The following is an 8,967-nucleotide window of genomic DNA, read 5'->3' on the forward strand; positions in this document are numbered from 1 at the left end:
GCTGACACCCTTGCGGGAATCGATGAGGAAGCGCTGACTAGCGCCTCCGCTTAAAAAACGAAAGAGGGGTTGCCCCCTCTCTCGCCTGTCTCTTCATGGGCTGAAGGCGTTTAGCCTTCGACCACTGCCACCATGTGGGGGAGCTTCTTGATCATACCGCGGATCTCCGCGCTATCCTCAAGCTCCACGACCCGATGCATCTTGCCAAGGCCCAGGCCGATCAGAATCTTCTTCTGGGCCTCGGGGCGGCGGATCGGCGAACCGATCTGCTTGATCTTGATCTTTGCCATGTTCAGTTACTCCGCAATGGCTTCGGCGTCAGCCGCAGCAACCTCGGCCGAGGCACCACCGCGACGCAGAAGGTCAGCGACCTTCTTGCCACGGCGCTGCGCCACCGACTTGGGGCTGGTCTGCTCGCCCAGCGCCTCGAAGGTCGCCCGGATCATGTTATAGGGATTCGACGTGCCGTTGGACTTGGTCACAACGTCGGCGACGCCCAGGCTCTCGAACACTGCGCGCATTGGACCACCGGCGATGATGCCGGTACCCTGCGGAGCGGAACGAACGGTCACCTTGCCAGCGCCGAAATGGCCCAGGCCATCATGGTGCAGCGTGCGGCCTTCCTTCAGCGGAATGCGAACCATTGCCTTCTTGGCAGCGGCAGTCGCCTTGCTGATGGCCTCAGGCACTTCGCGCGCCTTGCCGTGGCCGAAGCCCGCACGACCCTTGCCGTCGCCAACCACGACCAGCGCGGCGAAACCGAAGCGCTTACCGCCCTTGACGGTCTTCGACACGCGGTTGATGTGGACCAGCTTCTCGATCAGCTCTTCGCCGCCGTCCTCGTCACGGCTGCCGCCACGGCGGTCATCGCGACGGCCACGGCCGCCACGCTCGCCACGGTTGCGGTCGCCGCCGCCACGGTTGCCACGACCGCCACGGCCGGGACCGCGACCTTCGGTCGGTGCAGTCGCTTCGGCGCCCTCTACAGGTGCGCCGGCTTCGATGGTATTTTCATCAGCCATGCTTAGAACTCCAGCCCGGCTTCACGGGCGGCATCGGCCAGCGCCTTGACGCGGCCATGGAAAAGAAAGCCTCCACGGTCGAAAACGACCCTGGTGACGCCGGCCTTGGTCGCGGCTTCCGCGACGCGCTTGCCGACATCGGCAGCCGCTTCCGAAGTGGCGCCGGTCTTGCCGAGCGCCTTGGAACCGATCTCCTTGTCCAAGGTCGATGCGGCGGCAACGGTGGTACCCGCTGCGTCGTCGATGACCTGGGCATAGATATGCCGGCCGGTGCGGTGGATGGACAGCCGGGGCTTGTCACCCGAGCGCGCCTTGAGGGCGGTACGAACGCGGCGACGACGCCGCTCGAAGAGGGAAAGCTTTGCCATCTTACTTCTTCTTCCCTTCCTTGCGGAAGATGAACTCGCCGTCATACTTGATGCCCTTGCCCTTATAGGGTTCGGGCTTCCGCCAGCGACGAATTTCTGCGGCCACCTGGCCGACCTTCTGCTTGTCGATACCGCTGATCTCGACCGTGGTGTTATCCGGGGTCTTGATCTCGATCCCCTCGGGGATCGCGAAATCGACGTCATGGCTGTAGCCGAGCTGCAGCTTCAGGTTCTTGCCCTGCGCGTTCGCACGATAACCAACGCCGGTGATGAGCAGCTTCTTGGAGAAGCCCTCCGTCACGCCGGTGATCAGGTTCTGCACCAGCGTCCGCTGCATGCCCCAGAATGCGCGCGCCGCCTTCGTGGCGTTCGCAGGCTGGACCGAGATACCGTCAGCTTCTACCGTGTAGCTGATTTCGTCGCGCAGCGTCAGCGCCAGGGTACCCTTGGGACCCTTGACCGACAACTGACCGCCTTCAATGGTCGCGGTGACGCCCGAAGGAATCGCGACCGGCTTTTTACCGATGCGGCTCATCAGAACACCTCCGCAAGCACTTCGCCGCCGACATTCTGGTCACGCGCTTCCGCGTCGGACAGAACACCCTTGGGCGTCGAGACAATGGTGATGCCCAGGCCGTTGCGCACTACCGGCAGTTCCTTGGAACCCGAATAGACGCGGCGGCCAGGCTTGGACACGCGGGCAACATGCTTGATCGCAGGCTGGCCTTCGAAATATTTCAGTTCGATGCGCAGGCCGGGGTGCTTGCCGAGGACTTCCTCGGAGTAACCGCGGATATAGCCTTCGCGCTGAAGCACGTCGAGTACGCGAGCGCGCAGCTTGCTGGCGGGGGACATAACGCTGTCCTTCTTCGCCTGCTGCCCGTTGCGGATGCGGGTGAGCATATCACCCAGGGGATCGGTCAATGCCATGAGGTGATATCCTTACCAGCTCGACTTGGTGACGCCGGGGATCAGGCCTTTATTGGCCAGATCGCGCAGCTGAATACGGCAGAGCCGGAACTTGCGGTAATAGGCGCGCGGACGGCCGGTCACTTCACAACGGTTCCGAACGCGGGTCGGATTACCATTGCGGGGGATTTCAGCCATCTTCAGACGCGCCATCAGGCGGTCCGTGTCGTCAGCCGAGTTGTCGTCGGCAATCGCCCTCAAACGCGCATATTTGCCGGCATACTTCTTCACCAGCTTCTTGCGACGCTCATTCTTGTTGATGGAACTCAGTTTCGCCATGACTTAAGTTCTCTTCCTTAGCCTAAAGGTTGGAAAGAGAAGCGGGACCTGTTCAGGCCGCCTGCTTCTCTTCTTCCTGCGGGAACGGGAAACCGAACAGGCGCAGCAGTTCGCGCGCCTCGTCGTCCGTCTTCGCGGTGGTTGTCACGATGATATCCATGCCGCGCACCTTGTCGATGCGGTCATAGTTGATCTCGGGGAAGATGATCTGCTCCTTGATACCGAAGGCATAGTTGCCACGGCCATCGAAGCTCTTCGGGTTGAGACCACGGAAATCGCGAACGCGAGGCAGAGCGATGTTCACCAGACGATCCAGGAACTCGAACATGCGCTCGCGACGAAGAGTGACCTTCGCGCCGATCGGCATGCCTTCGCGCAGCTTGAACTGTGCGATCGACTTCTTCGCCTTGGTGATCACCGGCTTCTGGCCTGCGATCAGTTCCATTTCCTCGGCCGCCTGGGTGACCTTCTTCTTGTCCTGCGTCGCTTCGCCCACGCCCATGTTGAGCGTGATCTTCACGATCGAAGGCACTTCCATGACGTTCTTGTAACCGAATTTCTCGGTCATCGCCTTCGCGATCTCGGTGTCATAGAGCGCCTTGGAGCGCGGGATGTATTTATCAGCCATTACAGCGTCTCCCCGGACTTCACGGCCACGCGGACCTTCTTGCCGTCCTTGGTTTCAAAGCGGACGCGGGTCGGTTTGCCATCAGCGCCAGCCACCGCGACGTTCGAAATGTGCAGCGGCGCAGGCTTGCGGTCGATGCCACCCTGCGGGTTCGCCTGGTCGGGCTTACGGTGCTTGGCGTGGACGTTGACGCCCTCTACCAGAACCTTGTCGTCCTTGGGGAACATCTGAAGGACGGTGCCGGTACGGCCCTTATCCTTGCCAGCGAGCACGACGACCTTGTCGCCCTTCTTGATCTTAGCGGCAGCCATTACAGCACCTCGGGAGCAAGAGAGATGATCTTCATGTGCTTCTTGGCGCGCAGTTCGCGAACCACGGGGCCAAAGATACGAGTGCCGATCGGCTCCTCGTTCTTGTTGACCAGCACGGCGGCATTACCGTCGAAACGGATAACCGAACCGTCGGGACGACGAACGTCCTTGGCAGTGCGGACGATGACGGCACGGTGCACGTCACCCTTCTTGACCTTGCCGCGCGGCTGGGCCTCTTTCACGGAGACGACGATGATGTCGCCCACGCTGGCGAAGCGCCGCTTCGACCCGCCCAGCACCTTGATGCACTGGACGCGCTTGGCGCCGCTGTTGTCAGCAACGTCAAGATTGGATTGCATCTGGATCATAGATCCGGTTCCTTCTTATTTGGCCTACCGGGATGCCCAGAACGATTCTGGCCCGGCGGTTCCGAATTCGCAAAGCGACCGAAAGTATCTAAGCGAAGCGCGGGCCTGTAACCCTTCCGAAAGGAAAAGGCCAGCCCCGCGTCGCAATTAGATTCGAACAGTCAGTGACCTGGCCTTCAGGCCGCCGTTTCAGGCGACTTGTGCGTGTCCACCCGCTCGATGACCTTCCAGGTCTTGAGCTTGGAAATTGGGGCGGTTTCCTCGATGCGGACCGTCTCGCCTTCCTTGTAGGTGTTGCCCTCGTCATGGGCATGGTACTTCTTCGAACGACGAATGATCTTGCCGTAGAGCGCGTGCTTTACCTTGCGCTCCACGCGAACGACCACCGTCTTGTCGGTCTTGTCGGAAACCACAGTTCCCGTCAGCACGCGCTTGGGCATCGTGTGTTTCCTTTACTTCGCTGCAACCGAGCGCGAGCGCTCAGTCTGCAATGTCTTGATCTGCGCGATCGACCGGCGGACTTCACGAACGCGGCTGGGCTTTTCCAGCTGGTTGGTGGCCGCCTGGAAACGCAGGTTGAACTGCTCGCGCTTCAGGTTGTTCAGCTCGGTCGACAGCTCGTCGTCCGACTTCGTCTTTATGTCAGCAACGTTCGCCATCGCTTACGCTCCCAAATGCGAGGTGTCGCCGAGGCGGGCAACGACCTTCGTCTTGATGGGCAGCTTCATCGCGGCGCGCGAGAAGGCCTCTGCTGCGAGCGGACCCGGAACGCCGTCAAGCTCGAACAGGATACGGCCGGGAGCGACGCGAGCCGCCCAATATTCGACCGAACCCTTGCCCTTGCCCTGACGGACTTCGGCGGGCTTCTTCGACACCGGAACGTCGGGGAACACGCGGATCCACAGACGGCCCTGGCGGCGGATGTGCCGCGTGATCGCGCGGCGAGCCGCCTCGATCTGGCGCGCGGTGAGCCGCTCCGGCTCCATCGCCTTGAGGCCATAGGCGCCGAAGTTCAGTGCGGTACCACCCTTGGCATCGCCCTTGATCCGGCCCTTGAAGGCCTTGCGGAACTTCATTTTCTTCGGTTGCAGCATGACGCTATACCTACCTTATATTCAGCGCGCCGGGCGCACGCCGGAGGTCTGAGCCTCCAGCATAAGCCGGTCGGTGGCCATCGGATCGTGGCCAAGGATCTCGCCCTTGAAGATCCAGCACTTGATACCGCACACGCCATAGGCGGTGTGCGCTTCGGCTTCGGCATAATCGACGTTCGCGCGCAGCGTGTGCAGCGGAACGCGACCTTCACGATACCATTCGACGCGGGCGATCTCTGCGCCGCCCAGCCGGCCGCCGCAGGTGATCTTGATGCCCTCGGCGCCAAGGCGCAGAGCGCTCTGGACCGCGCGCTTCATCGCCCGGCGGAACGCAACGCGGCGTTCCAGCTGGTCGGCGATGCCCTGCGCGACGAGACGGCTGTCGATTTCCGGCTTGCGGATTTCAACGATGTTCAGCGACACGTCGGACGTGGTGAACGCGGCCAGCTTGCGACGCAGCTTTTCAATGTCCGCGCCCTTCTTGCCGATGATGACACCGGGGCGAGCCGCATAGATCGACACGCGGCACAGCTTGGCCGGACGCTCGATGACCACCTTGGAGATCGCTGCCTGGGGCATCGTCTTCATGATGAACTTGCGGATCTTGATGTCTTCCATCAGCAGACGGCCGTAATCGGCGCCTTCTGCGTACCAGCGGCTGTCCCAGGTACGGTTGATCTGAAGACGCAGACCGATCGGATTACTCTTATGACCCATGACTTACGCCTCCTCTTCCGCGGTCGCTTCACGCACGATGATGCGCACGCGGCTGAACGGCTTCAGGATCTGGGTCGACTTGCCACGGCCGCGAGCGTGGAAGCGCTTCATGGTGATGCTCTTGCCCACCGAGGCTTCCGCGACGACCAGCGAGTCGACGTCCAGATTGTGGTTGTTTTCCGCATTGGCGATGGCCGAATCCAGCACCTTGCGAACATCGACCGCCATCGCCTTCTTCGAGAAGGCGAGGATGTTCAACGCCTCTTCGACCTTGCGGCCCCGGATCAGCGTGGCGACCAGGTTCAGCTTCTGGGCCGAACCGCGAATCTGCGTGCCGACGGCCAGAGCCTCATTGTCCGCAACGCGGCGGGGGGATTTTTCCTTACCCATTAGCGCTTGCCCTTCTTGTCGGCAGCGTGGCCGGGGAAGAAGCGCGTGGGCGCGAATTCACCAAGCTTGTGACCGACCATATCCTCGTTCACCGAAACGGGAACGTGCTTGCGGCCATTATAGACGTTGAACGTCAGGCCAACGAACTGCGGCAGGATGGTGGAGCGACGCGACCAGGTCTTGATCGGCGCGCGGCCACCGGCATCCTGTGCCGCTTCTGCCTTCTTCAGAAGGCTGAGGTCCACGAACGGACCTTTCCAGACGGAACGAGCCATCGCGGATTACCTCTTCTTCTTGGCGTGACGCGAACGGATAATCATCTTGTCCGTCGCCTTGTTGTGGCGGGTGCGCGCACCCTTGGTCGGCTTGCCCCATGGGGTAACCGGATGACGGCCGCCCGAGGTACGGCCTTCACCACCACCATGCGGGTGATCGACCGGGTTCTTTGCAACACCACGGGTCAGCGGGCGCTTGCCCAACCAGCGCGAACGGCCGGCCTTGCCCAGATTGGTGTTCTGGTTGTCCGGGTTCGACACGGCGCCAACGGTGCCCATGCAATCCGAACGGATGTAGCGCTGCTCGCCCGAGGACAGGCGGATCATCACCATGCCGCGATCACGGCCAACCAGCTGGGCGTAGGTGCCAGCGGACCGGCAGAGCTGCGCGCCCTTGCCCGGCTTCATCTCCACATTGTGGATGATGGTGCCGACCGGCATCTGCCCCAGTTCCATCGCGTTGCCCGGCTTCACGTCGGTCTTCTTGGCCGCGATGACCTTGTCACCAGGCGCAAGGCGCTGCGGCGCGATGATATAGGTCTGGGTGCCATCGGGGTAGTTGACCAGCGCGATGAACGCAGTGCGGTTGGGGTCATATTCCAGACGCTCGACCGTGCCTTCAACGTCCCAGAGGCGACGCTTGAAGTCGATGATGCGATACTTCTGCTTGTGACCACCGGCGATACCGCGCGAGGTCACATGACCCTTGTTGTTGCGACCACCGGTCTTGCGCTTGCCTTCGGTCAGCGCCTTGACGGGCTTGCCCTTGTGCAGGCTGGACTTGTCGACGAGGATCAGGCCACGCTGGGCCGGGCTCGTCGGGTTATAGTGCTTGAGTGCCATGTTCCGCGCCTCAGATACCGGTGGTGACGTCGATGGACTGGCCTTCGGCCAGCGTCACGATCGCCTTCTTGAAATCCGAACGCTTGTAGGGCTTGCCCTTCCAGCGCTTCGTCTTGCCCTTCTGCACCAGCGTATTGACCGCTTTAACGGTCACGCCGAACAGCGCTTCGATCGCAGCCTTGATCTCCGGCTTGGATGCGTCGTTCGCAACCTTGAAGACCACGGCGTTGTTCTCGCTGAGGAGGGTCGACTTTTCGGTGATCAGCGGCGCGACAACGACGTCATAATGACGGTTCTCGACGGCCTTGACTTGCTGCTTAGCCATTGAAACGCGCCTCCAGCTTTTCGACGGCGGCGCGGGTCAGCACCAGCGTGTCCGCCTTCAGTATGTCATAGACGTTCGCGCCAACGGCCGGCAGCAGGTTCACGCCGATGATGTTGGCCGATGCCTTGGCGAAGCTCACATTGACGGCATCGCCATCAATGAACAGCGCCTTGGTGAGGTTCAGCTTGGCGAGATGCGCGACCAGTTCCCGGGTCTTGCCATCCTTGACGTCCAGGGTGTCCAAAATGGTCAACGAACCATTTTTCGCCTTGTCCGACAGCGCCATCTTCAGGCCCAGTGCACGAACCTTCTTGTTCAGCGAGGGATTGAAGTCACGAACGCGTGCGCCGTGCGCCTTACCACCGCCGATGAAGATCGGAGCCGCACGATCGCCGTGGCGAGCCGTACCGCCACCCTTCTGGCGACCGAACTTCTTGCCGGTGCGGGCAACGTCGCTGCGCTCGCGGGTGCCGCGGGCAGTGCCACGACGCTTTTCGAGCTGCCAGGTGACGACGCGGTGCAGGATGTCAGCGCGAGGCTCGACACCGAAAACGGCATCGTTCAGCTCCACATCGCCGGACGCCTGCGCGTCGAGGGTCTGTACCTTGACCTTCATGGTTTAGCCCTCCTGGCCTTCGGTCACTTCGGGAGCCGCGGCATCTTCAGCCGGGGTGTTCGCCGCAGCGTCATTGCTGTTGGCAGCCTTCTTCAGGCTGGCGGGATAGGGAACGTCGGCCGGACGAGGAACCTTCACGGAGTCCTTGACGGTCAGCCAAGTGCCCTTGGCACCCGGAACGCTGCCCTTCACGAAGATCAGGCCGCGCTCCACATCGGTGCGGACGACTTCGAGATTCTGCTGGGTCCGCTCACGATCACCCATGTGACCGGCCATCTTCTTGTTCTTGAAGACGCGACCCGGATCCTGACGGTTACCGGTCGAACCATGCGCACGGTGGCTAATGGACACGCCGTGGGTCGCGCGCATACCGCCGAAACCCCAACGCTTCATCGCACCGGCAAAGCCCTTGCCCTGCGTGTGACCGGCCACATCGACCAACTGGCCGGTGATGAAATGGTCAGCGGCGATTTCCGCGCCGACGTCGAGGAGCGCATCCTCGGTCACGCGGAATTCGACCAGACGCGCCTTCAGCTCGACTTCAGCCTTGCCGAAGTGACCGCGCTGCGGCTTGGCGACATTCTTGGCCTTCGCAACGCCAGCACCGAGCTGAACGGCGATATAGCCGTCACGATCGGCTTCCTTGCGCGCGACGACCTGGTTGCCCTCAAGAGCGAGGACAGTGACGGGGACGTGACGTCCATCGTCCTGAAACAGGCGGGTCATCCCGACTTTCTTAGCGATCACGCCAGTGCGCATGAT

General features: G+C 61.8%; 19 protein-coding genes. All 19 read right to left on the reverse strand.

The annotated features are described in order from the left end of the window. Window positions 1-110: 110 nt before the first annotated feature. On the reverse strand, window positions 111-290 hold the full coding sequence (rpmD, locus tag WFR25_RS00655; RefSeq protein WP_336967560.1) for a 50S ribosomal protein L30: 180 nt from the start codon (window positions 288-290) through the stop codon (window positions 111-113). Between the two features lie 6 nt (window positions 291-296). Next, window positions 297-1,022, reverse strand: a complete 726-nt coding sequence (rpsE, locus tag WFR25_RS00660) for a 30S ribosomal protein S5 (RefSeq protein ID WP_336967562.1) — start codon at window positions 1,020-1,022, stop codon at window positions 297-299. 2 nt (window positions 1,023-1,024) lie between these two features. Beyond that, complete coding sequence (rplR, locus tag WFR25_RS00665) at window positions 1,025-1,390, reverse strand: 50S ribosomal protein L18 (protein WP_336967564.1); 366 nt, start codon at window positions 1,388-1,390, stop codon at window positions 1,025-1,027. A gap of 1 nt (window position 1,391) precedes the next feature. Further along, window positions 1,392-1,925, reverse strand: a complete 534-nt coding sequence (gene rplF / locus WFR25_RS00670; protein ID WP_336967566.1) for a 50S ribosomal protein L6 — start codon at window positions 1,923-1,925, stop codon at window positions 1,392-1,394. Further along, window positions 1,925-2,320, reverse strand: coding sequence for a 30S ribosomal protein S8 (gene rpsH, locus WFR25_RS00675; protein ID WP_336967568.1), 396 nt, complete (start codon window positions 2,318-2,320; stop codon window positions 1,925-1,927). Before rpsH ends, rplF begins: the two co-directional genes overlap by 1 nt. Before the next feature lie 12 nt (window positions 2,321-2,332). Beyond that, complete coding sequence (gene rpsN / locus WFR25_RS00680) at window positions 2,333-2,638, reverse strand: 30S ribosomal protein S14 (RefSeq protein ID WP_336967570.1); 306 nt, start codon at window positions 2,636-2,638, stop codon at window positions 2,333-2,335. Window positions 2,639-2,690: 52 nt separating this feature from the next. After that, window positions 2,691-3,266, reverse strand: a complete 576-nt coding sequence (gene rplE / locus WFR25_RS00685; RefSeq protein WP_336967571.1) for a 50S ribosomal protein L5 — start codon at window positions 3,264-3,266, stop codon at window positions 2,691-2,693. Beyond that, the gene (gene rplX / locus WFR25_RS00690) at window positions 3,266-3,577 is read right to left on the reverse strand and encodes a 50S ribosomal protein L24 (protein WP_336967572.1); all 312 of its coding nucleotides are present in this window, start codon (window positions 3,575-3,577) and stop codon (window positions 3,266-3,268) included. The genes rplE and rplX overlap by 1 nt, the downstream gene beginning before the upstream one ends. Further along, window positions 3,577-3,945 carry a 50S ribosomal protein L14 gene (rplN, locus tag WFR25_RS00695; protein WP_336967576.1) on the reverse strand — a complete coding sequence of 123 codons (369 nt, stop codon included), beginning with the start codon at window positions 3,943-3,945 and terminating at the stop codon, window positions 3,577-3,579. The genes rplX and rplN overlap by 1 nt, the downstream gene beginning before the upstream one ends. Before the next feature lie 176 nt (window positions 3,946-4,121). Then, window positions 4,122-4,385, reverse strand: a complete 264-nt coding sequence (gene rpsQ, locus WFR25_RS00700) for a 30S ribosomal protein S17 (RefSeq protein WP_336967579.1) — start codon at window positions 4,383-4,385, stop codon at window positions 4,122-4,124. A 12-nt stretch (window positions 4,386-4,397) separates the two neighbouring features. Next, entirely contained in the window at window positions 4,398-4,604 is a 207-nt protein-coding gene (gene rpmC, locus WFR25_RS00705; RefSeq protein WP_336967581.1) for a 50S ribosomal protein L29, read from the reverse strand. A 3-nt stretch (window positions 4,605-4,607) separates the two neighbouring features. Next, window positions 4,608-5,039: a 50S ribosomal protein L16 gene (gene rplP / locus WFR25_RS00710; protein ID WP_336967583.1), complete on the reverse strand. Its 432-nt coding sequence runs from the start codon at window positions 5,037-5,039 to the stop codon at window positions 4,608-4,610. A 21-nt stretch (window positions 5,040-5,060) separates the two neighbouring features. Further along, window positions 5,061-5,756, reverse strand: a complete 696-nt coding sequence (gene rpsC / locus WFR25_RS00715) for a 30S ribosomal protein S3 (protein WP_336967585.1) — start codon at window positions 5,754-5,756, stop codon at window positions 5,061-5,063. 3 nt (window positions 5,757-5,759) lie between these two features. Then, complete coding sequence (gene rplV, locus WFR25_RS00720; protein ID WP_336967587.1) at window positions 5,760-6,146, reverse strand: 50S ribosomal protein L22; 387 nt, start codon at window positions 6,144-6,146, stop codon at window positions 5,760-5,762. Next, window positions 6,146-6,421: a 30S ribosomal protein S19 gene (rpsS, locus tag WFR25_RS00725; protein ID WP_009820635.1), complete on the reverse strand. Its 276-nt coding sequence runs from the start codon at window positions 6,419-6,421 to the stop codon at window positions 6,146-6,148. Before rpsS ends, rplV begins: the two co-directional genes overlap by 1 nt. Before the next feature lie 6 nt (window positions 6,422-6,427). Further along, window positions 6,428-7,264, reverse strand: a complete 837-nt coding sequence (gene rplB / locus WFR25_RS00730) for a 50S ribosomal protein L2 (protein ID WP_336967592.1) — start codon at window positions 7,262-7,264, stop codon at window positions 6,428-6,430. 10 nt (window positions 7,265-7,274) lie between these two features. Next, window positions 7,275-7,589, reverse strand: a complete 315-nt coding sequence (locus WFR25_RS00735; protein WP_336967595.1) for a 50S ribosomal protein L23 — start codon at window positions 7,587-7,589, stop codon at window positions 7,275-7,277. Beyond that, on the reverse strand, window positions 7,582-8,205 hold the full coding sequence (gene rplD / locus WFR25_RS00740) for a 50S ribosomal protein L4 (RefSeq protein ID WP_336967598.1): 624 nt from the start codon (window positions 8,203-8,205) through the stop codon (window positions 7,582-7,584). Before rplD ends, WFR25_RS00735 begins: the two co-directional genes overlap by 8 nt. A gap of 3 nt (window positions 8,206-8,208) precedes the next feature. After that, complete coding sequence (rplC, locus tag WFR25_RS00745; protein WP_336967600.1) at window positions 8,209-8,964, reverse strand: 50S ribosomal protein L3; 756 nt, start codon at window positions 8,962-8,964, stop codon at window positions 8,209-8,211. Window positions 8,965-8,967 lie beyond the last annotated feature (3 nt).

It is taken from the genome of Sphingobium aromaticiconvertens, assembly GCF_037154075.1.
GTDB lineage: Bacteria > Pseudomonadota > Alphaproteobacteria > Sphingomonadales > Sphingomonadaceae > Sphingobium > Sphingobium aromaticiconvertens.

Coding starts and splice junctions, on each gene's coding strand:
- rpmC (WP_336967581.1), bottom strand. CDS start 4,604: ATGGCGAACGTTGCTGACATAAAGACGAAGTCGGACGACGAGCTGTCG.
- rpsN (WP_336967570.1), bottom strand. CDS start 2,638: ATGGCGAAACTGAGTTCCATCAACAAGAATGAGCGTCGCAAGAAGCTG.
- rplD (WP_336967598.1), bottom strand. CDS start 8,205: ATGAAGGTCAAGGTACAGACCCTCGACGCGCAGGCGTCCGGCGATGTG.
- WFR25_RS00735 (WP_336967595.1), bottom strand. CDS start 7,589: ATGGCTAAGCAGCAAGTCAAGGCCGTCGAGAACCGTCATTATGACGTC.
- rplE (WP_336967571.1), bottom strand. CDS start 3,266: ATGGCTGATAAATACATCCCGCGCTCCAAGGCGCTCTATGACACCGAG.
- rpsC (WP_336967585.1), bottom strand. CDS start 5,756: ATGGGTCATAAGAGTAATCCGATCGGTCTGCGTCTTCAGATCAACCGT.
- rplR (WP_336967564.1), bottom strand. CDS start 1,390: ATGGCAAAGCTTTCCCTCTTCGAGCGGCGTCGTCGCCGCGTTCGTACC.
- rplV (WP_336967587.1), bottom strand. CDS start 6,146: ATGGGTAAGGAAAAATCCCCCCGCCGCGTTGCGGACAATGAGGCTCTG.
- rpsH (WP_336967568.1), bottom strand. CDS start 2,320: ATGGCATTGACCGATCCCCTGGGTGATATGCTCACCCGCATCCGCAAC.
- rplX (WP_336967572.1), bottom strand. CDS start 3,577: ATGGCTGCCGCTAAGATCAAGAAGGGCGACAAGGTCGTCGTGCTCGCT.
- rpmD (WP_336967560.1), bottom strand. CDS start 290: ATGGCAAAGATCAAGATCAAGCAGATCGGTTCGCCGATCCGCCGCCCC.
- rplB (WP_336967592.1), bottom strand. CDS start 7,264: ATGGCACTCAAGCACTATAACCCGACGAGCCCGGCCCAGCGTGGCCTG.
- rplC (WP_336967600.1), bottom strand. CDS start 8,964: ATGCGCACTGGCGTGATCGCTAAGAAAGTCGGGATGACCCGCCTGTTT.
- rpsS (WP_009820635.1), bottom strand. CDS start 6,421: ATGGCTCGTTCCGTCTGGAAAGGTCCGTTCGTGGACCTCAGCCTTCTG.
- rpsE (WP_336967562.1), bottom strand. CDS start 1,022: ATGGCTGATGAAAATACCATCGAAGCCGGCGCACCTGTAGAGGGCGCC.
- rplN (WP_336967576.1), bottom strand. CDS start 3,945: ATGATCCAGATGCAATCCAATCTTGACGTTGCTGACAACAGCGGCGCC.
- rplF (WP_336967566.1), bottom strand. CDS start 1,925: ATGAGCCGCATCGGTAAAAAGCCGGTCGCGATTCCTTCGGGCGTCACC.
- rplP (WP_336967583.1), bottom strand. CDS start 5,039: ATGCTGCAACCGAAGAAAATGAAGTTCCGCAAGGCCTTCAAGGGCCGG.
- rpsQ (WP_336967579.1), bottom strand. CDS start 4,385: ATGCCCAAGCGCGTGCTGACGGGAACTGTGGTTTCCGACAAGACCGAC.